A 26165-nucleotide genomic window follows, 5' to 3' on the forward strand; every position below is an offset into this window, starting at 1 on the left:
TGTGAATACGGTTGTCCACTTGACCACATGGGCACGCCGCCGCTGGTTCAGGTACCGGCCTTTGACACAATGGGGGTGTGCATGAGGATGAGGAACGATTGCTGGAGGGACTGGATCCTGCCCAGCGGCAGGCGGCTACCGTGCTTGAGGGGCCTGTGCGAATCGTCGCAGGGGCCGGGGCTGGAAAGACCAGGACCATCACCAGGCGGATGGCCTATGCCTGCGCAAGTGGCAGCTGGGAACCCTCCAGAACCTTGGCAGTGACCTTTTCGGTCCGTGCCGCGGCTGAGATGCGCGATCGACTGACCAAGCTTGGCGTGTCGGCCTCCCTGCAGGCGGCGACCTTTCACTCGGCGGCCCTGCACCAGCTCAGGCGGGTCTGGCCCCAGGTCAGCGAGACCTACCCTCCCGATCTGATCGAGGATGTGGGTCCCCTGGTGTCCTCCGCCTACCAGCGGGTCTGCGGGCAGGAGGCCGACCCGGGCCAGGTCAGGGACCTGACTGCGGAGATCAACTGGGCCAAGGTGGGGCTGATTGCCCCCCAGGACTACGTTCGGGTCTGCGCGGCCAGCCACCGTCTGCCGCCGGCCGGTCTGGAGGCTGATCGGATGGCCGACCTGTACACGGTCTTCGAGAGCTCCAAGGCCGCCCATAATCAGATGGACTTCAACGACATTCTTCTGCTGGTCTGTCACATATTGGAAGAAGGCGGCCAGGCTGCTGCTGACATCAGGGGCCGAATCGGTTGGCTGACCGTGGACGAGTACCAGGATGTCTCGCCCCTGCAGCACCGGTTGCTCAAGCTCTGGCTCAACGGCAGGCAGAACCTGTGCGTGGTGGGGGACCCGGCCCAGACCATCTATTCCTTTGCCGGGGCCACCTCCTACTACCTGCTGAATTTCCCCCAGGAATTCCCGGGCATCAAGGCCGACCTGGATTTGTCCACGGATTACCGGTCCACGGGAAGGGTGGTCCACTACGCCAACGGCATTTTGGCGCGCTCGCCGGTGCGGGATGACTATCTGAAGCTGACCTCGGCCCGCCAGGAGGGCAGCAGGGTCGCGATGACACGTTACGAGGACGATGCTGATGAGGCTGGGGCCGTGGCCTCCCGTATATCCTCCATGATCCGGAAGGGTGCACGACCCGGTCAATTTGCAATCCTGACGCGGATCAACGCCCAGCAGACCCTGATCTGCCGAGCCCTACACGAGCGCGGAATCGGCTACCGGGTCCGCACCGAGTCGGGCTGGCAGAACCAGTCGGTCGATCTGAGCAAGCAGGAAGTGCTGGAGCAGCTGGAGGGCGGCACGGGCCTGGGGAGGGTCACGGTCTCTACCATTCACGCCGCCAAGGGGTTGGAGTTCGCCCATGTCTTCATCGTGGGCTGTGCCGAGGGGCTGATTCCCTTTGGCTCACCGCCGGAAGGGGATGCCCTGGAGGAGGAGCGCCGCCTCATGTACGTAGGGGTGACCCGTGCCGAGGACACTCTCCACCTTTCCTATGCGGAGCACAAGGATGGCAGCGCCTTCGTCCGACGCACCCCCAGCCGGTTCATTCACCACTGAGCGCTAACGTCTGTGCCCTTGGAACACGGGGGGGGGGTGGATGCGATTCAGGCTTGGTGGCTGTCCGAATCACCCTTGTCCGAGTCGTTCTGATTCGGGTGACCGTCATTGGGGTCTTTGGAATCCTTGTTGGCGCTCTTCTGGCTGTCGGAAGGTTCTTGGTCTGGATGCTCCTGCTCATTTGAAGCGTCGGAGTCTGCAGGGGTGGTCGTTTCGGCGGGTGGCTGCTTCTCCTCGGCGTTCAGTAGTTTGTCCAGCTCGGCATCCCAGTCCACTGAGGTGGCGGGAGTGTCGGCCTCCTGCTCGGATTGCCCCTCTGCAGAGGTCGATGTTCCACCTTCGTCGGCTTCCTCTTTGACGGGCAGGGAGGGCAGCAGATCCGGATGGGACCAGTGGTCGTCACGGCCTTGGACGCCCTCTTCAGCGGTGATGCGCCCCCAAAGGTCGGCGGCCTCGCGCAACCGCTTGGGATGGAGATGCAGGCCCAGCAGGGACTCGAAGGTCTGCTCGGCCGGCCCTCCCACGGCACGCTCGCGTCGGGTCATCTCCCGCAGCTGCTCAAGGTGGGGTAGGTGGGCCATTCCGGCGTTCCAGACCACACAATCCACCCAGCCATCCACCAGGGCCAGCAGGTCGCCCAGGCTGCGCAGGGCCTCCTTCTGCTCAGGGGTGTCCTCGATGCCGACGTTGCTGAGGTTGATGGCGCCGGCGATGGATTCAGGATTGATTTGCTCAGCGTCGCGCAGCTGGTCCTCTACGGCGTCCAGGTCGATGGAGACTCCCCGGGCGTACTTGCCGATCAGGGCCTCGAAGCGCGGCATCAGCCAGGGGACGGCGGCGTAGAGCCGGGCGTGGGCGGCCTCCTTGAGGGCCATGTAGCTGGTGACCTCGTCCAGATCCAGCTCGAGGGATTTGGCGTAGGCCTTGATGTTCTGCGGTATGAGGGCTCCGGCCGGGTTCTTCAGCAGTGGTATGCCCTGGTCGAATCCTCCGCGGACCTCCTTGGCCAGTTCCCCGGCGGCTTGTCCAAGCTGCATGGCGAATGAGGTGTTCCCCAGCAGCCTCATCAGGGTGGTCGGATCCTTGAGGTTGTCGGGCAGGGGGATGGGCACAGGTCCGGCGAACATTCCCGAAATCTCGCCCTGATCGAAGCCTTGGAAGCGCTGGCTTATGACGGAGGTCAGGGCCTCGCTGACCGCCTGGGCCACCGGCGAGGCGAACTGGACCCAGGCGTCTATGCTGCCCTCGATCCATCCGGCACGGGTCAGGGCTTCGGTTTGGCCCGGGGCGGGGTCGAAGGCGCAGACGGTGTCCAGCCAGAGGTTGGCCTCGCTCATGACCCGGGCCACCCGGTCGCTGTCCTCGGCTGTGACCGTGGTATCGGACTGGTCGACCCTGGTGCGCCCCAGAGCGATGTTCTTGGCCAGTGCAAGGTTGATGGGCCCCTGGTCGGCCTGGGCTTGCATGTCGGCAGGGGTGTTCAGCCCCCCGGCCGTGAAGGCCTGGATCAGGGCCTGGACCTCGGCGGGTTTGGGCAGCTGATCGGCTCCCTGGGCCGCCATCTGGGAGCGGATGGACTCAGGCAGCTGTGAGAACTGACTCCAGGCCAGCTCGCCCTGCACCGGGCCGAAGCACTCGATGAGCCATTGGTGGATTGCATTCTCGTCCATTGCTTTGATTCCAGTCCTCGCCAAGGCAGGTCGTCCGCCATCAAGGTTGACGTCTGCCGGGATTATCGTCTTCATCAACCATAATATTGGAGCTATGACACTTCCGCACGGGAAATCGGATCACTGCGCCACAGGCGCACCCGAAAGGCAAATCGGGAAGCTTGGCGGACCCACCCGCAAAATGCTGGTCGGCGGTCTTCTGGTCATTCTGGCCATCTTGTTTCTTTTCCTCCCTTCGCCTTATACCATCGAGACGCCCGGACCCACCCAGGACGTGCTGGGAAGTTCAAAAGGCTCACCGGTCATCAGGGTCAGGGGCGGTCAGGTCCACCATGACAAGGGCCGCCTGCTGATGACCACGGTCAACGCCCGTGGAATCCCCGGCTACCCGGCATCCAACCTGGATGCGCTGGTGGGCTGGGCCGACCCCCACGCCACGGTGCTTCCCCAGGAGGCCGTGGTCCCTCCCGGACAGAGCGTCGAGGAATACAAGCGCCAGGAGCAGGGAGATATGCACGGCTCCCAGAAGGCCGCATCGGCCCAGGCCCTGGCCTTCCTCAAGGCTCGGGGATATGACGTATCAGGCCTGCAGTTCAGCATGAGGGTGGCCGACATAGGCGGTCCTTCGGCCGGACTCATGTACACCCTGGGGGCCATCGACAAGATCACCCCGGAGCAGGAGACCGGCGGTCTGACCATCGCCGGCACCGGCACCATGGACCAGAAGGGACGGGTCGGGGCCATCGGCGGTATCCAGCTGAAGATGCTGGGTGCCAGGCGGGACGGCGCCACCTGGTTCCTGGCCCCGGAGGCCAACTGCCCCCAGGTTGCAGGCCATGTGCCACAGGGGCTGCGCGATGTGCGGGTATCCACCTTGGATGAGGCCTACAAGGCCCTGGTGGCCATCGGCCATGGCCAGGGGGATGGGCTGCCACGCTGCACGGCCACCAAAGGCAGGTAAGACAAGGCCGGTGCAATTGGTGAATTCCGGCAGTCTTGTTATGCTGAAGCCGTGGCTGAGACTACAACCTATACAGCGGAAGAGTTCGGTTTTCATCCCGGAGATATCGTTCAGGAATGGATGTGGGACGATGATGTCGACGACGGGATCCGGACCAGGATCGAGGATCTGACCGGCGAAGAGCTGGTGGACGAGGACTATGACGCAGCCGTGGATGGGGTCATCATCTGGTGGCGGGACGGCGATGCCGAGGACGATCTGGCGGATACCATCATGGATGCCTCGGCCATGGTCAACAAGGGCGCGCCTTTCTGGGTGCTGACCCCCAAACCCGGCAGGCCCGGAGCTTCGGCGCCGGGGGTCGTCTCCAACGCGGCCAAGACCGCGGGCATGAACGCCCTGATGCCCACCACCGTCAGCAAGGATTGGAACGCCACCCAGCTGCGGGCTTTCGGCAAGGGCAAGTGAGACTTCTGGTTGCATAAGCGCCACTCAACGAGGTGGTGGGGGATCAGGGTCAACCGATGCCCCACCACCTCATTGTCATTCAAGGGGAATTCCCGAAGGAATCCGTCTGGTCAGAGGCCTTTACTGCTCGCCCTTCTCAGCAATGGCAGGAGCCACCGTAGTGGCCTTGTTCTGGTATTCGGCCAGCAGGGTGCGCGAGCGGATGTCGCAGAGGTTGGCCACCAAGGCCACGATCAGGATGACCAGGCCCACCAGGAAGATCCAATGCAGGCCGTCGAAGACGATGGTGCGGGCCGGGCCCAACAGGCGTGAGGGGATGCTCCCTGCCGTAGCCGGGTTGATCATGCTGTTCATCATGTCCTCGGTCAGTCCCTTATGCTGGGGCACCTCGCGGGCGATGACCGTGTTCATGACGATGCCGAAGATGGAGACCATCAGGGTCTGCCCCAGGGAACGGGCCAGAGTGTTGAAGCTGGTCGAGGCGCCTACATCGCCGGCTGGCACCACGCTCTGGGCGGTGATGGTCGAGGTGGTGATGGTCAGGCCGAAGCCGAAGCCCACCACGGCGGAGATGACCAGGAAGACCCAGTAGGCGGTGGCCTGGGGGACGGCTATGTAGCAGATGCAGGCCGTCAGGATGAAGGCCAGACCGATGTTGGTGGCCCGGTGCGGCGGGTGGTGCATGGTCAGCGGTCCGGCCAGGTAGGCGCCCAGGAGCCAAAGAATCGAGGAGGGGGTGACCACAAAGCCGCCCAGGGAGGGGTTCATCCCCAGAACAGACTGCATCCAGATGGGCATGTAGGTGTCGAAGCCCATGAGGAATCCGGCCACCAGGAGCATGCAGATGTTCTGAATGACGAAAGTCCTGATGCGGAAGAGGCGCAGGGGCAGGATGGGATCCTCCTGGCGGCCCTCCACATGAAGAAGCAGGGCAAAGGTGACCACGGTGGCCGCAGCCAGGACCAGGGTGATCCGCGTATCGCCAGCCGATCCCAGGCTCTGCAGGCAGAGCATCAGGCAGATCAGGCAGACGCTGAGCAGCCCGATGCCGATGTAGTCGACGCGGGTTTCACGCGCCTGGATATGCTCGCTGAGGAAGATCTGGATCATGATGATGACCAGCAGGCCGATGGGCACGTTGATGGCGAAGACCCAGTGCCAGCTTATCTGCTGGACGATGAAGCCTCCCAAGAGGGGGGCGATGATGGAGGCGATGCCCCAGGCCGATCCGTTCAGGCCGATCATGCCCGCCCGCTTGTCCAGGGGGTAGATGTCGGCCAGGACCGTATAGGTCAGCGGCTGGATGGCGCCTGCCCCCAGGCCCTGCAGAAAACGGGCGCCGATCAGCTGGGGCATGGACTGGGAGAGTGCGCACAGGGTGGACCCTATTGCGAAGACCAGCAGGCCGATGGTCAGCAGGGGCTTGCGGCCGAAGCGGTCCGAAAGCTTGCCGTAGATGGGCGTGGTGACCGCCGTCATGAGCAGATAGATGGAGTAGACCCAGTTCATGATGGACAGCCCATGCAGGTCCCCGATGATGGTGGGCATGGCGGTGGAGACGATGGTCCCCTCGATGGCCGTCATGAAAGTGGCGATGAAGACCGCCACCGTCACCAGGGTGCGGTTGGTCTTCCTGCCACTGCCTGTATCGACTGTCTGTGACAATCCGAACCCCCTCTTATATGGTGAATATGGTGTGTTTCTCTTCTTTTGCGGACAAGGCCCGCGAATTCCTAGTGGATTATAGCCGCACCGTGCAGCCTTGTCACCGTGTATTCTGCTAAGGTAGTGTGCTGGTCCCGTGGCTCAGTTGGTTAGAGCGCCACCTTTACACGGTGGATGTCCCCGGTTCGAGTCCGGGCGGGACCACAGGGGTTTTTAGGGGGCGTGCCCGAAGTCGCGTCTTAGCGCTCACGTAGAATCGATGCACGACGATCGTTGGCAAGAAAGGTCAGGAGGTCGATGCCTGATGTCAGCTAAGCCTGATGCCCGTGGAACCGAGGCGACCATCGCGCGCTCGGGCAAGCGCAAGTGGGGATATGACACCAAGCAGGTGGACGCCTTCCTGGAGCGGGCTCACTCACTTTATGAGAGCCAGGACCCTGATCTGACCCAGGAGGAGATAGCCAACGCCTCCTTTGATCTGTGCAAGAACGGCTATATCATCACCCAGGTGGACGCTGCCCTATCACGGCTGGAAAGGGTGATTTCCGACAGGCAGACCAGTCTGGAGATAGCCCGGGTGGGCGTGGATGGTTGGACGACCAGAATGGTCAGTCTGCAATCGGAGCTGACCACTCATGCCGGCAGACCATCGGGCAGTGTCTTCAAGCGTGGGGATCCCGGCATGCCCTCATACGACTGCAAGCAGGTGGAACGGCTGATTGAGCAGGTCCTCAACAAGACCTCTGACCAGCTCAACCTCCAGGAGGGGCGGAAGACGGATTCGGGCAAGTCGAAGAACACCGACATCACAGCTGACCGCGTCTCCAACGTCATCTTCACCCAGCGGCGGGGGCCCAAGGGTTATGACGAGCGCCAGGTGGACTTCTTCCTGGCCAAGGCCGTCGAGCTTCTGGAGCAGTTGGAGTCCTTTGCCAGGGTCAGCGAGAGGGCCAAGAGAGCCAGCGCCAATGCAACGGCGTCCGTTGCTGTTCCTGTGCAGTCGCAGCCAGCCGTGCAGGACCCCTCAGCTTCGGGTGTTCAGCCGCTGATTGGACAGAGCCAGGCACCCGCCTGGAGCATCCCCAATGCCTCCGCTGTCGCGAGCGCCCAGGGCAGTCAAGACGATTTCGCTCAACTGCACCAGGCGGAGCGGGCCATCTTCGAGGCTCCGACAAGCAGCACGCAGACGACGCCTACAGCTCCGACGGCGCAGCCCAACAGTTCTCTGAGTGCTCTGGCTTCGGCGGTCAACCAGCGACTGGCCCAGGAAGGCGTTGGGGCAGCCACGGCGGCATCTGCGGTAGCTACGCCTGCCTCATCAGCAGGCATGAGCGGCGGAGCCCCCGTCGCCTCTGCCGATCCCGCCCCTGCCAATCCATTCGTCTCCGGTCAACAGGAATCGGTCATGCCTGTCTCCGTGCCGCCTGCGGTTGCACAGCCGGTCTCTGCGCCAATCAGCCACAATCCTGTGCCTGCCAGTGCAACGTCAGCGGCATCCGCGCCGGCTGCGCAAGCCGCCCCCTTCAACCCGGTGACGACTTCTTCGCCTTCCACTGCACCACAGACTCCTGAACCCGCTGCATTCCAACCGACTCCTTCGGCACCCGTAGCCTCCGCCCCGCCTACATCGGCAGGGAATGCTTTCGTCCCCTCCACAAGGCCGGAACCGCCGGTGTCTGCCTCGACGACAGGGGCTGATACTGACGGCACGTCTACGCCGGGATCCACCTCGATCATCTCCTCGCCCTTCGTCGATGGTCCTCTGGGCGCAGGCGGACCACTTGGCAGCTATGAGGAACCGGCACCAGCAGTGCCCGAGGCCCAGGAGCGTCCCTGGGCTGAAACAGCCGGGAGCAGCACGGATACACCCGACTGGGCCAAGCCTCGGTACTCACAAAACATGCAGGGGAGCAAGCAGGACCAGGACCCGGATTCCTATCTGGCCTCCCTGCTCAACCAGGATCTGCCCAAAATGGATCTGGACATCCCCGATATTTCCTTCCCGGCCTTCGGCGACGAGGGGGAGCAGGATAAAGGCGGTCGATGAGTCATCTGACAGCAATGAATACAGGCAGTGAAGGCAGGCAGGGCGGTTTGTCGGTCGGGTGTGAGCGCACCTTGGTGGATTGGTCGCCCAGGGATGATGCCGACCAGTCTCGTAGTCTGGTCATCCTGGGATCCACAGGCTCCATCGGCACTCAGGCCCTTGATCTGATCAGTCGCCATAGGGATCGTTTCCAGGTGACCGGGTTGGCCGCTGGCGGTGCCCATGTCGAGCTTCTGGCCCGACAGGCCCGTGACTTTGGCGTGACTCGTCTGGCTCTGGCCGACAAGACCCGGGTTCCGGCCCTGCAGCGGGCTCTCGGGGCCCTGGGGTTGACCGGCATTCAGGTAGAGGCAGGCATGGATGCGGTCCAGGCTCTGGCCGGCTCCGGCAGCGATCTGGTCCTCAACGGCATCACCGGATCAGTCGGTCTGCGTCCGTCCATCGCGGCCCTGCAGGCCGGATCCCAGCTGGCTCTGGCCAACAAGGAATCGGTGGTGGCCGGCGGCCATCTGCTCTTTGACGCCGAGATAAGGCCGGGCCAGATCAACCCGGTCGACTCCGAGCATTCGGCCATCTGGCAGTCCCTGCGTTCGGGGCAGCATGGGGAGGTGGCCCGTCTGGTGGTCACCGCCTCGGGAGGTCCCTTCCGGGGCTGGAGCCGCCAAGCCATGCGCGAGGTCACCCCTGAGCAGGCCCTGAACCATCCCACCTGGTCCATGGGTCCGGTGGTCACCATCAACTCCTCCACCATGGTCAACAAGGGTCTGGAGGTCATCGAGGCCAGCAGGCTCTTCAGGATCGAGCCCGAACGGATCACTGTGGTGGTCCACCCCCAGTCCGTGGTCCACTCCATGGTCCAGTTCCAGGATGGGGCCACCATAAGCCAGGCTTCGCCTCCTGACATGCGTCTGCCCATCGCCCTGGGCCTGTCGGCACCCGCCCGTCTTGACAATGTGGCTGCGGCCTGTGACTGGTCCAAGGCCAGCACCTGGACTTTCGAGCCCCTGGACGACGAGGCCTTCCCGGCGGTCAACCTGGCCAGGCGGGCTCTGGGCAGCTGCGAGCCCATGACTGCGGTCTTCAATGCCGCCAACGAGCAGGCGGTCAGGGCCTTCCTGGATCACCGGCTGCCCTATCTGGACATCGTCGAAACCATCCGGTCGGTCATGGATGCCATGGAAAAGCATCTTCCGGGAACATTCACATCCGTGGAGGTAATGGAGCAAGTCGAGCATGAGGCACGCCAAAGGGCCGATGCTTTGATAGACATGACAGCGTGAGTAGCATTCCCAAGACCGAACAGTCAGCATCCTCCCAGGGGTTCCGCAAGACAGGCGAGCAGGCCATCAGCCAGAGTCCGCTGCATCCTCGTCGCCGCTCCCGTCGGATCATGGTGGGGCCTGTGCCGGTCGGCGGGGGAGCCCCCATTTCGGTGCAATCCATGACCAACACGGTCACCGCTGACATCAACGCCACCCTGCAGCAGATCGCCGAGCTGGCCGCCGCCGGCTGCGACATCGTGCGGGTGGCTGTGCCCAGCCAGGATGATGCCGACGCGCTTCCCATCATTGCGAAGAAGTCGCCCATCCCGGTCATCGCCGACATCCACTTCCAGAGCAAGTACGTCTTCCAGGCCATCGATGCGGGCTGTGCAGCCGTCAGAGTCAACCCGGGCAACATCCGCAAGTTCGACCAGGTCGGCCCCGAAATCTGCAAGGCGGCCACAGACGCGGGCATCTCCCTGCGCATCGGGGTCAACGCCGGCAGCCTGGACAAGGACATCTACGCCCGCTACGGCGGCCCCACTCCGGAGGCCCTGGTCGCCTCGGCCCTGAAAGAGGCCCATATGTTCGAGGACGTGGGCTTTCACGACTTCAAGATCTCCGTCAAGCACCACGACCCCGTCACCACGGTCCAGACCTACAGGCTCCTGGCCTCCAAGGGCGACTGGCCCCTGCACCTGGGCGTGACCGAGGCCGGGCCCTCCTGGCAGGGAACCATCAAATCCTGCCTGGCCTTCGGCGCGCTATTGGCCGAGGGCATCGGCGACACCATCCGGGTCTCCCTGTCCGCGCCGCCTGTGGAAGAGGTCAAGGTGGGCTGCAAGATTCTGGAATATCTGGGTCTGCGCCAGCGCCACTTCGACATCATCTCCTGCCCCTCTTGCGGCAGGGCCCAGGTGGACGTGATCGAGCTGGCCAAGGAGGTCACCGAGGGGCTCAAGGACATCACCGCCCCCATCCGGGTGGCCGTCATGGGCTGCATCGTCAACGGACCAGGCGAGGCCAGGGAGGCCGACCTGGGGGTGGCTTCGGGCAACGGCAAGGGTCAGATCATCATCAAGGGCAAGGTGGTGCAGACCGTGCCTGAGGACCAGATCGTCCCCACCCTGCTGGAGCGTGCCAAGGAAATCGCCGCCCAGATGGATGCCAAGGCGGCGGCCGAGGGTGAAACCCTGCCGGAGGCGGGCCCCATGGTGGTCCCGGTCACCGGCCGTGCCAGCTGAGGGCGTAAGCGCCATCCCCGCCACCGGCTACAATGACCGACGTGTCCCAAGAGGTTGAGCGTTCCCTCCCTGCAAGCGGGTGGAGCAGGGTCAGGCGGCTAATGACCAGCCTGCCCGTCTTCATCATCCTCATGGGTCTGCTGGCCTCTGTCTCCCACTTGACCGCCGTTCCCTGGAAATACGAACCGGTGGATCAGAATTTTCCCACCCTGACTCCGGACACCGCAGTCACCTTCGACTGGCCTGCCGGGGTTGACCGGGATACCGTGGGGCAGTATCAGGTCGAATCCCGTCACCAGGAACTGAGCGTGGAACGGCCCTCAACTGGGGAGCATCAGCGCATCCGGATACTGATCCGCACCCCCAAGGAGGCTTCAGGGAATCGGCCGGCAGTAGTCTTCATGCATGGCGCCGGATATGGCACCTGCGACAACTCCTTCGGGGACGTGGCCCGGACCCTGGCCTCTGCCGGTTTCGTCACCGCCGTGCTGGACAAGCCGGTCTGGTCCACCACGGATGCCGACCGGGACTATCCTGCTTCGGCCAAGGCCTACGAGCGGGTTGCCAACCTACTGCGCGACCGGGATGATGTGGATGCATCCAAGGTAGGCATCTATGCCACCAGCGAGAGCACCTGGATCGCCGCCATGCTGCTGACCATGGACCACCGGATCGCCTTCCAGATCCTGCTCAGCCCCATGGTCTATTCCCCGCGGCACGCCATGGGCTTCTTCGTGGCACAGGACTTCGCCATCGCCGGGGCCAACCAGGGCTACCAGTCGGTGGTCCGTCGGCTCTTCAGCACCGATGCCTCCCTCTTGGGTCTGAACAATCTGGACATCGATCCCACCGACCGCTACACCTATGCCATTCCCACCCTGCTGGCCTACGGGGCCAAGGATGTGATGACCGCCCAGGTGGAGGGGGTGCAGCGCGTGCTGTCCCAGGCCCACGCCTCCGGCAACGAGAACGTCACGGTGCGTTCCTACCCGGTCTCCAATCATGTGCTGCGGCTCGGGGATGAGGCCCGGACCGGCACGCCCCTGGCCGACCACTACCAGCAGGACATGATCGACTGGGCGGTGGGTCAGGTCCACGGCCTGCATCAGACCAGCCCCAGCGTGGGCGGGGCCACCATCCACCAGTCCATAGCCGTGCCCACTGATCTGCGGGGGCGGCGCTCGCTGACCATCTATATGCTGGTCCTGCACCTGCTGACCCTGGTGCTTTTGCTGGCGGCCCTGGTCATGGCCCTGGTGGCCGGTCTGATGAAATTGTTCCGCCTGCGACGACGCAAGGAACCGGTCCTGGGTTTCAGCCATGGCTTCGGAGGCACCCTGGTCACCATCACCGGCACCACCCTGGCTACCCTGGTCCTTTTCGGAGCCGGTCTGGGTCAGGTCATCATGGCTGTGGTACGCCTGGGCTGGGGCGGCGTGCCCGACCAGGCTGGGGTCAGCTACTGGAGCTGGCCGGTCATCCAGGTGGTCTGCGCCCTGGTCATCTGGGCCTGGTCGCGCACCTTCGCCCGCATGGTCGAAGTGGCTTCTCTGAGGGGATTGGACCGGCTGCCCGACCAGGTCCGCACAAGCAAGGCCGGCGGCCCCAGTCTTCGCCAGCAGATGCGGAACATGGACCCCAGGCCTGTGCTGGCTTCCACCCGCTTTGGCGTTGCCCTCTTCATCGTCACCACCCTGGCCATGTTCGGAGTCCTGCTGATCTTCGCCTTCTGGGGCCTGTTCATCTACCAATGAAAGGACGGGACCGTCGTGGCCATCTATCGTGACGAGGGCCTGGTCCTCAGAACGGTCAAACTGGGCGAGGCCGACCGGATCGTCACCATTCTGACCAGGGGGCACGGCAAGGTCAGGGCCGTGGCCAAGGGGGTTCGACGGACCAAATCCCGTTTCGGCGCCCGGCTGGAGCCATTCATGCGTGACGATCTGCTCATCTCCCGTGGCCGCAACCTGGACATCGTCTCCCAGGCCGTCTGCATAGCCGCCTATGCGGATGCCATATGCGCCGACTATGACCTCTACGCCAACGGGGGCGTCATGCTTGAGACCGCCGACAAACTGGTGGTGGGCGAGCATGAGCCGGCCCCGGAGCAATACCGTCTGCTGGTCTCCGCCCTGGCCAGCCTGGCAGGTCACCGGCATGGACCCCGCGACATCGGTGCCTCCTACCTGCTCCGTTCCCTGGCGCTGGCGGGCTGGAGGCCCCGGCTGGATTCCTGCATCGTCTGCGGCCGGACCGACCAGCTGACCCATTTCTCGGTGCCCGGCGGCGGTGTGGTCTGCAGTCGGGACAGGCCTACCGACGCCGTGGCGGTGGATCCCGCCACCCTGACACGCTTCCGGGCGCTGAGCACCGGGGACTGGTCCAAGCTGGACGGCAAGGGTTCCACCCCCCTGTGCGACGGTCTTGTCGAGAAATGGGGCGAATATTACCTGGAGCGGCCCATCAGGTCCCTCAGGCTATTAGATTCTTGAAGCATGAGCTTTGACCCCGTCGACTACACCTCCCTGGATGTGCCTGCAGCCCCCTTCTCCGATCCCGCTCGTATCCCGCACTTCCCCAAGGGCTCAGTCCCGCGACACCTGGGTGTGATCATGGACGGCAATGGCCGCTGGGCCAAGCAGAGGGGCATGGAGCGCACCCAGGGTCACCGGGCCGCCGAGCCGGTGGTCTTCGACACCATAGCCGGAGCCATCGAGGCCGGGGTCCGATACCTGAGCCTGTATACCTTCTCCACGGAGAATTGGAAGCGCTCGCCGGCCGAGGTCCGCTTTCTGATGGGCTTCTCCCGGGACATCATCCACCGTAGGGTGGCCCAAATGGATGACTGGGGGGTGCGCGTGCGCTGGGCTGGCCGTCGGCCCCGGCTCTGGAAGTCGGTCATCGACGAGCTGGAGGCGGCCATGGAGCGCACCCGGCACAACACCAGAATCGATGTGATCTTCTGCATCAACTACGGGGGCAGGGCTGAGTTGGCCGATGCAGCCACCGATATCGCCCGGGAGGTGGCGGCCGGGCATATCAAGGGCTCCAAGGTCACCGAAAAGATGATTGCCCAGCACCTCTACAACCCAGACATACCGGACTGCGACCTGGTCCTGCGCACCTCGGGGGAACAGCGCACCTCCAACTTCCTGCCCTGGCAGGCGGCCTATGCGGAGCTGGATTTCGTACCCGAGCTCTTCCCTGACTGCGGGCGCGATGTGCTTTGGCGGGCCATCGACGATTACATCCACCGGGACAGGCGCTTCGGCGGCGTGAACCAAGCCTGAGAAGACAGAGCCTCCAATTTTGTGAGGTTAGCCATAGTCGTCCAAATTCACAGGTCTGAACACTCTCGTAACACCCATGAAAGGTAGTCTGTGACGTATCACAGCGGAGCAGGCCATGTCCGCCGTGGAAATCAGCGCAGCAAACGAAACGAAGGAGTCGACAGGCGTGGACGACAAGCAACGCATCATGCAGATCATCGAGGATAAGTCACAGGAGTTCATCGAGGCAGCCGATCATATTTGGGGCACCCCTGAGACCAGGTTTGCCGTGAAGGAGTCGGTCCAGCAGCACTACAAGGTGCTTGAGCAGGAGGGCTTCGAGATAGAGAAGGGCGTGGGCCATATGGACTATGCCTATGTGGCGACCTGGGGTTCGGGCCGTCCGGTAATCGGCATCACCGGCGAATACGACGCACTGGGAGGCCTCAGCCAGGTGGCCGACCTGGGCGAGCACAAGCCCTTGGTCGAGGGCGGCAACGGGCAAGGCTGCGGCCACAACATCCTGGGCATGGCGGCCGTCGCGGCCGGAGTCGGGATCAAGACCTTCATGCAGGAGAAGGGCCTCAAGGGGACCATCAAGGTCTTCGGCTGCCCAGCTGAGGAGTCGGGCTATGGCAAGGCCTTCATGGCCAGGGACGGGGTCTTCGACGGGCTGGATCTGGCCCTGTCCTGGCATCCCTCGGATGTGACCCAGGCCTGGGGTTCCTCCAGCCTGGCGGTCCTGCAGGCCTACTTCGACTTCACCGGTGTGCCGGCGCACGCGGCTGCGGCTCCCGAGCTGGGCCGGAGCGCCCTGGATGCCGCGGAGCTCATGAATGTGGGCGTGCAGTTCCTGCGCGAGCACATGATCGATGCGGCCCGCGTGCACTACGCCTTCATCGACGCAGGCGGTGAGTCGGCCAACGTGGTGCAGTCCCATGCCCGGCTCTACTACTTCGTGCGCGCCCCCAGGATGGACCAGGCACAGGATCTGTTCAAGCGTGTTGAGAAGATCGCCCAGGGTGCGGCCCTGATGACCGAGACCCAGGTAAAGGAGGAGTTCGACGCGGCCTGCTACAACTTCATTCCCAACCATCCGCTGACCGAGGCCGTAGACAGGAACCTGGACCTCGTCGGCCCCCTGCCCTTGGACCAGCAGGAGCTGGACTATGAGCGCCGCTACACCGACACAGTCCCCGAGGCCGGCAAGCAGCGGGTGCTCAGCCGCACCAAGGAGGCCTTCCCTGATCTGACGGATGAGGAAGTCAGGAAGATGGCCGAGTCGACCATGGCCCTGAAGAAGTATCCACTGGTCTTCACCGATACGGCATCGGGATCCACCGACGTCGGCGATGTCAGCTGGCAGACGCCCACCGCCCAGTTCAGCGGCGGGTTCGAGCCCCAGGGCACCTCTGCTCACTCCTGGCAGTGGGCGGCCAACGGCAAGTCCTCGGTGGCCCACAAGGGTCTGCTGGCTGCGGGCAAGACCCTGGCCCTGACCGCCTACGATGCGTTTACCGACCCGGATCTGGTCAAGGCCGCCAAGGAGGACTTCGACAAGACCTTCGCCGGCCAGGAGTACAAGGTCGTCATCCCCGACGATGTGATGCCCCACTGACCTACTGTTCGGCTGCCGCCTGCTCGGTGGCGGCCGGTTTCTACTGAAGGATGACAGACCAATGGCAATCAAGCAATCCTCAAAAACGGCGAGCGGAACGCTGATCTTCTCCCTGATGGCCGGTTACTCGATCGTGTACATGGACAAGAACATGATCTCGACCGCCATCATCCCCATCTCCGAGCAGTTCCACCTGGACTCGGGGCAGACAGGCATCATCATGTCGGCCTTCTTCCTGGGCTACTCGCTCATGCAGATACCCAGCGGCTGGCTGGCCGACAGGCTTGGGGCCAAGCGTGTGTTGATGGCCTCCATGATCATCATTGGTCTGTTCAGCTACCTGTTCGGCCTGGCCAATGGTCTGGCCTTCTTCATCATCGTCCGGTTCTTCGCCGGCATGGGCCACGGCGGCTACCCGCCCTCCTGCTCCAAGTCGATCGCGGAGAACTTCCCCCAGGAACGGCGTACCTTCGTACAATCCCTGATTCTGTCGACCTCGGGCATCGGCGGCATCCTGGCCTTCGTTCTGGGCGCCAACCTGGTCGCCATCAACTGGCACCTGGCCTACGCTGTGCTGGGCACCCTCTATCTGCTGGCCTTTGTCTGCATCCTGATTTTCGTGCCCTCCAAACCCCGCCAGCCCGAGGTTGACCAGAAGCCCGGAGCCAGGGGGGCGGGCTTCCTCGAAGTTCTGAAGAACCGGAACGTGCTGGTCCTTTTCGTGGCCATGCTCTTGCTGAACATCCTCCTGTACGGGAACATCTCCTGGATGCCCACCTTCATAAAGAACACCTTCGGGCTTTCGATCGGTCAGGCAGGCATCCTGCTGGCGGTCAATGCGGTCTTTACGACCGTCGCCACCATCTACGCCGGTCAGCTGCTCTCGAAGCTCTTCCTGGGCAGGGAGAAGTTGGCCATCCTTGGCGCCGGGGTGATCAGCGCCGTCCTGGTTGTATGCTTCGTCTTCTCACGCAACATCTGGCTCTCCCTCCTGCTGCTGATCCTGGTTTCCTGCGTCTCCGTGGTGGCCTTCACCGGCATCTTCACCTGGCCCCACAAGATCATGGACCCGCACATCATCGGCTCCGCCATCGGCATCATCAACACCGGCGGCACCCTGGGCGGATTCCTGGCTCCCATGATCATCGGCTACCTGGTCAAGGCCGCCGGTGGCTCCTTCGTCGGAGCCTTCCTCTTCATGGGTGCGGCGGCCATCGCCTCCGGGCTGATGGCGCTGTTGGTCAGGGTCGGCAAGTGAAGCCAAGGCTGAGGCGGCCTCGTTCGGGCTTCAGGTTCCGAAGATCAGAAGCCTGGGCCAGGTCATGGCCGCCGGTCCATGGCAAGGAGTCATTGTCAAAGGACCGTTACTTCTTCGAGGATCTCTGATTCTTTGGTTCTGACAATGGATGTCTGAAGCCGGCGCTTGCCAGACAAAAGGCCCGCCCCTGAGTGGATTTCAGGGACGGGCCTTTCCTGTGCCGACCAGGACAGCGGGATCAGCGATCCGGCTCTTCCCAGATGGTGCCCAGCCTGGCGATGGAGAGGGAGTCGATCAGAGCCTTGCCCTCGCCGGATTCGGCGATCAGGCGGATGCCCCGCGGTCCTTGGGCGGGGAAGGAGTAGGAGGACATGATCTCCAGCCCGTCGTTGACGACAACCTCGATCGAGCCCCGGTCTACGATGATGCGCAGCTTGAGCTTGCCCGAGGACTTGTCGACTGGAGCAGTGCGGTAACCCCGGTCCCCGTAGGTGTTGCAGTGGCGGTCGAGCACCACGCGGCCCAGCTGGTCGTCATAGCAGACCAGCGTGTGGTCGCCGGATTGCGTCCGGTGAATCTCCAGACCGATGCGCTCTGCCTGGGACTTGGCCAGGTCGATTTCCATAGCGATGTCGGCGGTCTGCGCGTCGTCAACCAGATCCTGGCTGCCGTTGACCTCCAGCTCGATGGAACCGAAGTCCTGCCTGTCCTGGTCCAGGTCGGAGAACTCGCGTACCGGCAGGCAACGCAGGTGATCGCCGGCCAGGGTGACCTCGCGGGGTACAGTGAACTGGCCGCACCAGCCGTCCTCCTGCATGGGGATTGGCTCGGTGAAGGGGCTCATCCAGCCGAAGACCAGCCGGCGGCCGTCAGGGGCCTGGAAGGTCTGCGGGGCATAGAAGTTATGGCCGTCATCCCAGAGGTGGAACTCAGTCTCCTGCTGGAAGTCGCCGCCGGGCTGCCAGCTGCCGATCACGTAGCCGGCATTGTTGTGGTTGCGCGCCTCAAACCCCTGGGGCTTAAGGCCCATGGCCGAATAGCAGATCACCCACTTGTCCTCCAGGGGGAACATGTCGGGGCATTCCAGCATGAAGACCTCAGGGTCGGGGTGCCGGTAGATCACCCGGTCGAAGGTCCAATGCTCCATGTCGTTGGAGGTGTACATCCAGATCTCGCCCCGGTGGGCGGGGGTGCTGACTCCGAAGACCATATACCAGAGTCCGCCCATCTTCCACACCTTGGGATCGCGGAAGTGCAGGATCTTGTCGTCCGGGCAGGGGATCACGACCCCCTTCTTTTCGAAGTGGATGCCGTCTGAGGAGACAGCCATGCACTGCTCCTGGAGGTTGCCGTCATCATCGTTGACCCCGTTGCGCCAGCGGTGACCGGTGTAGTAGATGGTCAGACGGCCGTCGTCGCCCACCACGGCCGATCCGGAGAAGACCCCGTCCTTCTCGACCTCCAGGGTGGGTGCCATGGCCAGGGGCTCGCGCCTCCAGGTGACCAGGTCGGTGCTGGACACATGCCCCCAGTGCATGTTGCCCCACTCGCTCCCGTAGGGGTTGAGCTGGAAGTAGGCATGATAGCGCCCCTTGTAGTAGCTCAGGCCGTTGGGGTCGTTGATCCATCCGGCCTTGGAGGCGATGTGGCACTGGGGATACCAGCGGTCATTGCGGGTGGCGAAGAGCCGATCGATGCTCTTCTGGGCCTTGTCCAGTTGAGCGCTCATATCGGCGTTTTCCTTGGTTACTGACTGGTTCATCCTTGAATCCTTTCGGGTTGGATCGGTGCTGTTTATGATTGACGTGGGGATCAGCCCTGGGTCACGGCGGACTTCTGCGAATCCCTGATGAAGGGATCGCCGTCAACCTGCTGGTCATCGCGCTTGAGCACGAAGATGCCGTAGATCAGGGCAGCGAGCACCACCAGGGAGATGGTGTAGAAGGTGACCTGGTCGCCGGCCCGGTCGTGGAGCATGCCCAGCGGGGTGGAAAGGGCCACCTGGCCGACCTGGGAGGCGATCTGGAAGCCCACCATGTAGAGGGTGGCGGACAGCTTGGGGTTGAAGTGCAGGGTGAAGTAGCGGAAGGCCGGCAGGCTGAAGAGCGGGACCTCGATGGAGTGGAAGAGCTTGACGATGGAGACCATGACCGGGTCGTGGAAGAAACCGCACAGGCCGATCCTGGCGAACATGACCGTAGCCCCCAGCAAGAGGGAGTTGCGCACGCCTATCTTGCGCATGATGACTGGGACCACGCCCATCATGGCCGATTCCAGGAAGACCTGGAAGGAGTTGAGGATGCCGTAGACCTGGTTGCCCAGCTGCGGTGTGGCGAAGAGGTTGGCGTAGTAAGTGGGGAACATCTGCTGGTCGAAGACCGTGTAGAAGGTGTTGGTGAAGACCATGAAGATGATCAGCAGCCAGAGGGCCGGCATACCCAGTACGTGGAGCATATCGCTGAGTGAAGGCTGGGACTTCTCACCGTCTGGTGTCGATTCGCGGCGAATCTCGTCGCGCTGCTCGTCCGGGATCCAGAAGGCGTAGACCAGCAGCATGCACAGCCCGAAGGCGGACCCCAGCCAGAAGTTGATCATGGGGTTGATGTTGAAGACGAAGCCGGCGATCAGGGCCACGATGGCGTAGCCGAAGGAGCCCCAGGCCCGGGACTGTCCATACTCGAAGCCGAACTTCCGGGAGTAGCGCTCGGTGATGGCCTCGATCAGGGAGCAGCCTGACATGAAGCCAGCCGAGAGGACCACGGCGCCGAGCATGGCGCCCAGCATTATGTTGGAGCGCATGAGCGGCGCATAGATGAATTGGACGAAGGGCCCCACCAGGGCGGCGATGGCAGCGATGAAGATGGCCAGACGGCGTTTGACTCCCAGTTCGTCCTGGATGACCCCGTAGACAAACATGATGATCAGGGTTGCCACGGAGTTGATGGAGTAGATGTTGCCGACCTGGGTGTTGGTCATGCCAAGTCCCGTTACCAGCCATCGCTGGTAGAAGGACCACCAGACTCCCCATGCGCAGAAGAAGAAGAATATTCCGGTAGAGGATTCCAAATATGATGGATTCCTCCACGCCGATAATTTGGTGGCCATGCTGCCCCTCTTTCCTTGGTGTGCACCGCTTCTCCGCAGTGCCTCCAGGTCCCAAGCACTTCCTGTGTGCAAAGCGGACCCTGGTAGGTATAGTAGGCCGTCAATCGATTTACGTCAAACGATTGACGATTGCTATGCGTACCTTGCACGATAAGCAACCAGCCGGGGATGCTGACCGATTGTCGATTGGTGCGAAGCCCGCCAGTATGCGACCTTGGTTCACCATCTTGCGACGGTGAGAGGGGTGAGGGAAGGGTGATTCTGGCTCAGCGGCTGGCTGGGCCCGGGTCCGAGGCATCATCGAGGCGGGTGGAGCCCTTGCGGATCAGGGCGCAATGGATGCGCACCCCGTCAGCTTGATCAAGCGGCGGCAGGACGGCACGGGTGTCGGGCAGGGGAAGAGCAGCGCGACAGGGATTGATTTGCGCCAGCAGTCGCCGCACCGCCCAGAAGCCCATCTCGTAGTGGGGCAGTTCGACCGTGGTCAGGGGAGGTGCCGTGGTTTCGGCCACGACCTGGTGATTGTCCACGCCCACCAGATTAAGGTCCCTGCCGATGATCAGATGGCGGGCTGCGGCGGCCTGGTAGAGGTAGAAGGAACGTGAATCATTGAAGCAGAAGACGCCATCGGGGTGCTGGTCGTCCATCAGATCGTTTGTCTGATCCATGGCCTCCTGGTTGAATCCCGCCAGTCGGATCAAGGACTGGCCTGCAGGTAACCCAGCTTCCTTGAGAGCGGCCTGATACCCCCGCATTCTGTCTTCCTGCGCCGGCAGATCCTGTGTGGTGCCCAGGTAGGCCACCCGGCGGCAGCCTGATTCAATCAGATGGCGGGTGGCATCGTAGCCGATCAGAAACTCGTCAGGGGCGATGCTGGGGCAACGGTCGGCCCGCTCCACCGCGTTGACCACCACGGCAGGGCAGGAGCGCAGAGCCTGGGGCAGGTCGACATCCTGGTCATACATCTTGGCGAAGAGGAAACCGTCCACCCCATAGCGCTTCAGAGCCTGGATCTGCTCGGCTTCCCGAACGCCCCCGTCGGTGGAGACGGTGAGAAGCACATAGCCACGCTCGGCTGCCGCATCCTGCGCACCCTGAATGATGGCGCCGGCGTATGGCGTGGTGGCCACCTCTTGGCTGATGAAGCCCAGCATGCCGGTCTTGCTGGTGCGCAGCGACCGTGCCATGGGATTGGGCCGATAGCCCAGGGTCTTGGCTGTGTTGCGCACCTTTCGGGCGATCTCCGACTTGACCCTGCCCTTGTCGCGGCCGTTGAGCACCAGGGAGACCGTGGAGACGGACACGCCTGTGCGTTCGGCGATCTGCTTCATCGTGATCATGGGCACACCTTAACCTGCTCAGGCGATTTCAGCCTGGCTGATCTTCGGTGACAGTGAGCTTTCAGCGGTTTTCCCCGCCCAGGATCCGGTCGACCCGCTCCACCTTTTCGTGGATCTGGTCCCGCTTGCCGTGACGGATGTCCAGCTTGAGGCTGACGCCGGTCCTGTACCCCTGCTCGGCCAGGACCCGTGTGGCCTCTTCCACGACCTCCATGACCCGGTGCAGATCACCTTCGATCACGGTGCTCATGGCATTGGTCTGGTTGGGTAGCCCCGAGTCCCTGATGACCTTGATGACCTGGGCCACATAGGTGGACAGCTCCTCACCCTGACCGGAGGGTGCGATCGTGACCTCGGCTACGGTGTTCAGATAGGATGGGTCGTTCATATCGGGCATATTGGGAACCTTTCCGCATCGATTGGTGTTCGTAGGCAGGATGCCCGGTGTCCCCTGCGGTCACCTGCGCGGCCTCCCGCACCTGCCTTGATGGTAGGCCTCCACGCTGACAGCAGGTCACCCGCCGAAGGTATGCTGGAGGCCGGTCATCAGGTCGTAGCCCCCAGGAGGGGGTTCCCGAGCAGAAGGTGTGATCAGTGGCAGTATCGAAACTGGATGAGGTCATCTCCCTGGCCAAGCGCCGAGGGTTCGTCTTTCCCGCAGGGGAGATCTACGGCGGGACGCGCTCGGCCTGGGACTATGGTCCTTTGGGCGTGGCTCTCAAGGACAATATCAAGCGTGAGTGGTGGCGGACCATGGTGGTCACCCGCGACGACGTGGTCGGCGTGGACACCTCGGTCATCCTGCCCACGGCGGTCTGGGAAGCCTCGGGCCATGTGTCCGTCTTCAACGACCCCCTGATCGAGTGCCTGAACTGCCACAAGCGGCACCGGGCCGACACCCTGGAGGAGGCCTACGCCGAAAAGCACGGCCACGATCCGGAAAACGGCCTCAGGGACATCCCCTGCCCGGACTGCGGCACCAAGGGCCAGTGGACCGAGCCGCGCGACTTCAACATGATGCTGCAGACCCACCTGGGACCCGTCCAGGACGAGAAGAGCCTGCACTATCTGCGCCCCGAGACCGCCCAGGGAATCTTCGTGGACTTCAAGTCCGTCATGGCCTCCTCCCGCTCCAAGCCCCCCTTCGGCATCGCCAACATGGGCAAGAGCTTCCGCAACGAGATCACGCCCGGCAATTTCATCTTCCGCACCCGCGAGTTCGAGCAGATGGAGATGGAGTTCTTCGTCCACCCCGGCACTGACGAACAATGGCATCAGTACTGGATCGATGCCAGGACCCGTTGGTACGTGGACCTGGGTGTCAAGCCGGAGAACCTGCGCCACTACGAGCACCCCAAGGAGAAGCTGGCCCACTATTCCAAGCGGACCGTGGACATCGAATACCGGTTCGGCTTCCAGGGCTCCGAGTGGGGCGAGCTGGAGGGCGTGGCCAATCGCACCGACTACGACCTAAAGGCCCATGCCGAGCACTCGGGCGAGGATCTGAGCTACTTCGACCAGGCCAGCGGGGAACGCTACATCCCCTACGTGATCGAGCCTGCAGCCGGTCTGACGCGCTCGCTGATGGCCTTCCTGGTGGATGCCTACGACGTGGACGAGGCCCCCAACACCAAGGGCGGGGTCGACCGGCGCACCGTGCTGCGTCTGGACCCGAGGCTGGCCCCAATCAAGACCGCGGTTCTTCCCCTGTCCAAGAAGCCTGATCTGCAGCGGATCGCCCATGACCTGGCCGCCGACCTGCGCCAGAATGAGTGGATGGTGGACTATGACGAGTCCGGCGCCATCGGCCGCCGCTACCGTCGTCAGGACGAGATCGGCACGCCCCTGTGCATCACCGTGGACTTCGACACCCTGGACGACAAGGCGGTCACCATCCGCAACCGCGACTCCATGCAGCAGGACCGGGTGGCTCTGGACCAGGTGGAGGACTATGTGCGCCAGGTCGTCGGCGAGCAGCGGGTGCGTTACCCCATGGGTCCGTCGGACCTGACCGGTGCGCGTGCCGCTGACGGCTACACGGACCTGGCCAGCGAGCCGGGTACGGACGAGAGCGAACCCATCAAGGTGGCCGAGGCCGGTGGCCGGTACTGAGACTGATTGCACGACCCCAAAGGTTGCCCCGGTGCAGCTGGGCCCGATAACCGTACCTGTTCCGGTCATGCTTTCGCCCATGGCGGGCGTGACCAACTGGCCCTTCCGCCTGCTCTGCCGCGAGTACGGACCCGACGGACTGTATGTGGGGGAGATGGTCACGGCCCGGGCCCTGGTGGCGCGCAACCCCAAGGCCTTCAGGCTATGCCGCTTCGCCCCCCAGGAGAAGGTGCGCTCCCTGCAACTGTATGGGGTGGACCCTCAGATCATGGAGCAGGCCACCCGGATGGTGGTCGATGCCGGCTGGGCCGATCATATTGACATGAACTTCGGCTGCCCGGTCCCCAAGGTCACCAGACATGGCGGCGGGTCCGCCCTGCCCTGGAAGACCGACCTCTTCGCCGAACTGGTCCATCGTGTGGTCGCTGTCTGCTCGCCTGCCGGGATCCCCGTCACCGCAAAGATCCGGGTGGGCATCGACCACCAGCACGAGACCTTCTTGGAGGCCGCCCACATAGCCCAGGAGGAAGGGTGTGCCGCCGTCACTCTGCACGCCAGAACCACGGCTGAATACTATGGAGGCCATGCCGACTGGGACCGGATCGCCCAGCTGGTCCAGGCCGTAGATATCCCCGTCTTCGGCAACGGCGACATCTGGACCGCCGAGGATGCCCTGGACATGTTCGCCCAGACCGGCTGCGCAGGTGTGGCCATCGGCCGGGGCTGCCAGGGCCGTCCATGGCTCTTTGCCGACATCGCGGCGGCCTTGGCCGGCTCCCCGGAACGGCAGGAGCCCACCCTGGGCCAGGTGGGGGCCATCATGGCCCGCCACGCCAGGCTCCTGGTCGAGTTCTACGACGGCGACGAACGCATGGCCGTCCATGATATGCGCAAGCACGTGGCCTGGTATCTCAAGGGCTTCGCCGTGGGCGGCCAGGTGCGCCGCGACTTCATGGCCTGCGAGAGCCTTGAGGATATGGACCGCTGCATCGCCAACCTGAACCAGGACATGCCCTATCCGCGGGCAGTGGCCGGCAAGCCCCGGGGCCGGGTCCGCTATGCCAAGAAGGTCCGCCTGCCCTATGGCTGGCTGGATTCGCGGATCACCACCCATCAGGAGCGCGAGACGCTCTTCGGCAACGACCCCATGGATGCCTCCTACTGAAGCCGGAAATATTCCCGTCACCAACCGTGCGCATCCGGGTCTAGAATCAGGGTTTAGAATACGGACAGAACGGCGTGGAGGTTCTCTCGGGAGGCCAGGACGGTTGGCTCTGACCTCCCGGACCCTGGGCCCACGGCCGTCAGGAAGGGTCGGAACGCCTGTGGGCAAATGCGTGTTGGCGTATATGACCTGCGCTAGAGTTGAGCGTAACGTGAGTGACGGGAGCATACTGTGAGCGAGATTGCCCAGAATGACAATTTCAACGACAAGACCAACATCAAGGTCGTTGGTGTTGGTGGAGCCGGTGGCAATGCTGTCAATCGCATGATCGCCGAAGGTCTGCAGAATGTTGAATTTGTGGCCATCAATACCGATGCCAAGGATCTTCTGCGCTCAGAAGCCGATGTGAAGATCTCCCTTTCCGATGCCAACAGCCGCGGCCTGGGAGCCGGAGCCGATCCGGAGAAGGGCGCCAAGGCCGCCCAGGATCATCAGTCCGACATCGAAGAGGTCCTCAAGGGCGCCGATATGGTCTTCGTCACTGCAGGGGAGGGCGGCGGCACAGGCACCGGCGCCAGCCCCCTGGTAGCGCGTGCAGCCCGTCAGCAAGGCGCGCTCACCATCGCCGTAGTCACACGCCCCTTCACCTTTGAAGGCCCCAGGCGCTCCGCTTCCGCCGAATCGGGCATCGAGAACCTGCGCAAGGAGGTCGATGCCCTTATCGTTATCCCCAATGACCGGCTTCTGGACCTCTCGGATCGCACGGTCTCGGTCATGGACGCCTTCAAGACGGCCGACACCGCCCTGCTGGCCGGGGTTCAGGGCATCACCGACCTGATCACCATGAACTCCTACATTCACGTGGACTTCTCCGATGTCACCGCCATCTTGAAGGATGCCGGCACCGCCCTCTTCGGCATCGGCGCAGCCAGGGGCGAGGATCGAGCCACCCAGGCCGCCGAGATCGCCATCTCCTCTCCGCTCCTGGAGGAGAGCATCGAGGGTGCCCATGGGGCCCTGATCAACGTGGCCGGCCCCACCGACCTGAGCATGCAGGAGGCATCTGCCGCCGCCCAGCTGGTTCAGGATGCCATCCATCCCGAGGCACAGATCATCTGGGGCCTGGCCTTGGACGACGCCTACGGGGACGAGGTGCGGGTCACGGTCATCGCCGCCGGGTTCGATCCCACCCCTAAGAAGGACGAGACCCCGGCTCCTGCAGTGGACACGACCACAGCACCGGCAGCGGCCACCCCGGTCCAGGAGCCCCAGCAGCCGCTGACGACTCCATCCGCCCAGGTGGAGTCCGATGAGACCTCCGAACACGATGTGGTGCCCCCCGCCTCCGGCGATGACGGCACCTCCGACCCGGGATATCTGGATATCCCTGACTTTCTGCGGTAATCAGGCGAA

At 63.4% G+C, this 26165-nt stretch carries 20 protein-coding genes and 1 tRNA gene; 15 read left to right on the forward strand and 6 right to left on the reverse strand.

The window, feature by feature from the left end:
• The first annotated feature begins 77 nt into the window (after nucleotides 1–77).
• A complete protein-coding gene (locus H3S97_RS03745; protein ID WP_332468263.1) occupies nucleotides 78–1568 on the forward strand; it encodes an ATP-dependent helicase in 1491 nt (496 codons plus the stop codon).
• 47 nt (nucleotides 1569–1615) lie between these two features.
• Here the strand turns inward: H3S97_RS03745 and H3S97_RS03750 are convergent, their stop codons facing one another.
• Entirely contained in the window at nucleotides 1616–3238 is a 1623-nt protein-coding gene (locus H3S97_RS03750; protein ID WP_198219694.1) for a zinc-dependent metalloprotease, read from the reverse strand.
• Nucleotides 3239–3332: 94 nt separating this feature from the next.
• On the opposite strand from H3S97_RS03750, the gene H3S97_RS03755 reads away from it, so the two are divergent.
• Nucleotides 3333–4199, forward strand: coding sequence for a YlbL family protein (locus H3S97_RS03755; protein WP_198219695.1), 867 nt, complete (start codon nucleotides 3333–3335; stop codon nucleotides 4197–4199).
• A 51-nt stretch (nucleotides 4200–4250) separates the two neighbouring features.
• Nucleotides 4251–4667, forward strand: coding sequence for a DUF3052 domain-containing protein (locus H3S97_RS03760; protein WP_024627263.1), 417 nt, complete (start codon nucleotides 4251–4253; stop codon nucleotides 4665–4667).
• Nucleotides 4668–4787: 120 nt separating this feature from the next.
• On the opposite strand, the gene H3S97_RS03765 is transcribed toward H3S97_RS03760, so the two are convergent.
• Entirely contained in the window at nucleotides 4788–6332 is a 1545-nt protein-coding gene (locus H3S97_RS03765) for an MDR family MFS transporter (protein WP_198219696.1), read from the reverse strand.
• 130 nt (nucleotides 6333–6462) lie between these two features.
• Between H3S97_RS03765 and H3S97_RS03770 the strand changes: the two genes are divergently transcribed.
• From H3S97_RS03770 to H3S97_RS03810, 9 genes are all read left to right on the forward strand, one after another.
• Nucleotides 6463–6536 (forward strand) — tRNA-Val (locus H3S97_RS03770).
• A gap of 100 nt (nucleotides 6537–6636) precedes the next feature.
• Nucleotides 6637–8379, forward strand: a complete 1743-nt coding sequence (locus H3S97_RS03775; protein ID WP_198219697.1) for a DivIVA domain-containing protein — start codon at nucleotides 6637–6639, stop codon at nucleotides 8377–8379.
• Entirely contained in the window at nucleotides 8376–9659 is a 1284-nt protein-coding gene (gene dxr / locus H3S97_RS03780; protein ID WP_232356267.1) for a 1-deoxy-D-xylulose-5-phosphate reductoisomerase, read from the forward strand. Before H3S97_RS03775 ends, dxr begins: the two co-directional genes overlap by 4 nt.
• Nucleotides 9656–10885, forward strand: a complete 1230-nt coding sequence (gene ispG, locus H3S97_RS03785) for a flavodoxin-dependent (E)-4-hydroxy-3-methylbut-2-enyl-diphosphate synthase (RefSeq protein ID WP_198178965.1) — start codon at nucleotides 9656–9658, stop codon at nucleotides 10883–10885. The genes dxr and ispG overlap by 4 nt, the downstream gene beginning before the upstream one ends.
• A gap of 101 nt (nucleotides 10886–10986) precedes the next feature.
• Complete coding sequence (locus H3S97_RS03790; RefSeq protein ID WP_198219975.1) at nucleotides 10987–12639, forward strand: alpha/beta hydrolase family protein; 1653 nt, start codon at nucleotides 10987–10989, stop codon at nucleotides 12637–12639.
• Between the two features lie 15 nt (nucleotides 12640–12654).
• Nucleotides 12655–13377: a DNA repair protein RecO gene (gene recO, locus H3S97_RS03795; protein ID WP_198219698.1), complete on the forward strand. Its 723-nt coding sequence runs from the start codon at nucleotides 12655–12657 to the stop codon at nucleotides 13375–13377.
• A gap of 3 nt (nucleotides 13378–13380) precedes the next feature.
• On the forward strand, nucleotides 13381–14175 hold the full coding sequence (locus H3S97_RS03800) for an isoprenyl transferase (RefSeq protein ID WP_198219699.1): 795 nt from the start codon (nucleotides 13381–13383) through the stop codon (nucleotides 14173–14175).
• A gap of 166 nt (nucleotides 14176–14341) precedes the next feature.
• Entirely contained in the window at nucleotides 14342–15772 is a 1431-nt protein-coding gene (locus tag H3S97_RS03805) for an amidohydrolase (protein ID WP_198219700.1), read from the forward strand.
• 61 nt (nucleotides 15773–15833) lie between these two features.
• A complete protein-coding gene (locus H3S97_RS03810; protein WP_198219701.1) occupies nucleotides 15834–17030 on the forward strand; it encodes an MFS transporter in 1197 nt (398 codons plus the stop codon).
• A 238-nt stretch (nucleotides 17031–17268) separates the two neighbouring features.
• Here H3S97_RS03810 and H3S97_RS03815 read toward each other — a convergent pair whose 3' ends face one another.
• From H3S97_RS03815 to H3S97_RS03830, 4 genes are all read right to left on the reverse strand, one after another.
• Nucleotides 17269–18792 (reverse strand): glycoside hydrolase family 32 protein, encoded by a 1524-nt coding sequence (locus H3S97_RS03815; RefSeq protein ID WP_198219702.1) that lies wholly within the window; start codon nucleotides 18790–18792, stop codon nucleotides 17269–17271.
• Between the two features lie 50 nt (nucleotides 18793–18842).
• Nucleotides 18843–20135 (reverse strand): MFS transporter, encoded by a 1293-nt coding sequence (locus tag H3S97_RS03820; protein ID WP_198219703.1) that lies wholly within the window; start codon nucleotides 20133–20135, stop codon nucleotides 18843–18845.
• A gap of 266 nt (nucleotides 20136–20401) precedes the next feature.
• Entirely contained in the window at nucleotides 20402–21475 is a 1074-nt protein-coding gene (locus tag H3S97_RS03825; protein WP_198219704.1) for a LacI family DNA-binding transcriptional regulator, read from the reverse strand.
• Between the two features lie 61 nt (nucleotides 21476–21536).
• Nucleotides 21537–21872 (reverse strand): MTH1187 family thiamine-binding protein, encoded by a 336-nt coding sequence (locus tag H3S97_RS03830; RefSeq protein WP_198219705.1) that lies wholly within the window; start codon nucleotides 21870–21872, stop codon nucleotides 21537–21539.
• Nucleotides 21873–22069: 197 nt separating this feature from the next.
• Between H3S97_RS03830 and H3S97_RS03835 the strand changes: the two genes are divergently transcribed.
• From H3S97_RS03835 to ftsZ, 3 genes are all read left to right on the forward strand, one after another.
• Nucleotides 22070–23587 (forward strand): glycine--tRNA ligase, encoded by a 1518-nt coding sequence (locus H3S97_RS03835; protein ID WP_198219706.1) that lies wholly within the window; start codon nucleotides 22070–22072, stop codon nucleotides 23585–23587.
• Complete coding sequence (gene dusB, locus H3S97_RS03840) at nucleotides 23574–24752, forward strand: tRNA dihydrouridine synthase DusB (protein WP_198219707.1); 1179 nt, start codon at nucleotides 23574–23576, stop codon at nucleotides 24750–24752. The genes H3S97_RS03835 and dusB overlap by 14 nt, the downstream gene beginning before the upstream one ends.
• Before the next feature lie 231 nt (nucleotides 24753–24983).
• Complete coding sequence (gene ftsZ, locus H3S97_RS03845) at nucleotides 24984–26156, forward strand: cell division protein FtsZ (protein ID WP_198219708.1); 1173 nt, start codon at nucleotides 24984–24986, stop codon at nucleotides 26154–26156.
• Nucleotides 26157–26165 lie beyond the last annotated feature (9 nt).

The sequence above is a fragment of the Bifidobacterium choladohabitans genome, from assembly GCF_016102005.1.
In the GTDB taxonomy this organism is placed as follows: domain Bacteria; phylum Actinomycetota; class Actinomycetes; order Actinomycetales; family Bifidobacteriaceae; genus Bombiscardovia; species Bombiscardovia choladohabitans.

Excerpts from the sequence above, each read along its gene's own strand:
- H3S97_RS03810 (WP_198219701.1), top strand. The coding sequence starts at position 15,834 with ATGGCAATCAAGCAATCCTCAAAAACGGCGAGCGGAACGCTGATCTTC.
- H3S97_RS03825 (WP_198219704.1), bottom strand. The coding sequence starts at position 21,475 with ATGATCACGATGAAGCAGATCGCCGAACGCACAGGCGTGTCCGTCTCC.
- H3S97_RS03815 (WP_198219702.1), bottom strand. The coding sequence starts at position 18,792 with ATGAACCAGTCAGTAACCAAGGAAAACGCCGATATGAGCGCTCAACTG.
- dxr (WP_232356267.1), top strand. The coding sequence starts at position 8,376 with ATGAGTCATCTGACAGCAATGAATACAGGCAGTGAAGGCAGGCAGGGC.
- H3S97_RS03820 (WP_198219703.1), bottom strand. The coding sequence starts at position 20,135 with ATGGCCACCAAATTATCGGCGTGGAGGAATCCATCATATTTGGAATCC.
- H3S97_RS03800 (WP_198219699.1), top strand. The coding sequence starts at position 13,381 with ATGAGCTTTGACCCCGTCGACTACACCTCCCTGGATGTGCCTGCAGCC.
- H3S97_RS03750 (WP_198219694.1), bottom strand. The coding sequence starts at position 3,238 with ATGGACGAGAATGCAATCCACCAATGGCTCATCGAGTGCTTCGGCCCG.
- H3S97_RS03775 (WP_198219697.1), top strand. The coding sequence starts at position 6,637 with ATGTCAGCTAAGCCTGATGCCCGTGGAACCGAGGCGACCATCGCGCGC.
- H3S97_RS03790 (WP_198219975.1), top strand. The coding sequence starts at position 10,987 with ATGACCAGCCTGCCCGTCTTCATCATCCTCATGGGTCTGCTGGCCTCT.
- H3S97_RS03755 (WP_198219695.1), top strand. The coding sequence starts at position 3,333 with ATGACACTTCCGCACGGGAAATCGGATCACTGCGCCACAGGCGCACCC.
- H3S97_RS03830 (WP_198219705.1), bottom strand. The coding sequence starts at position 21,872 with ATGCCCGATATGAACGACCCATCCTATCTGAACACCGTAGCCGAGGTC.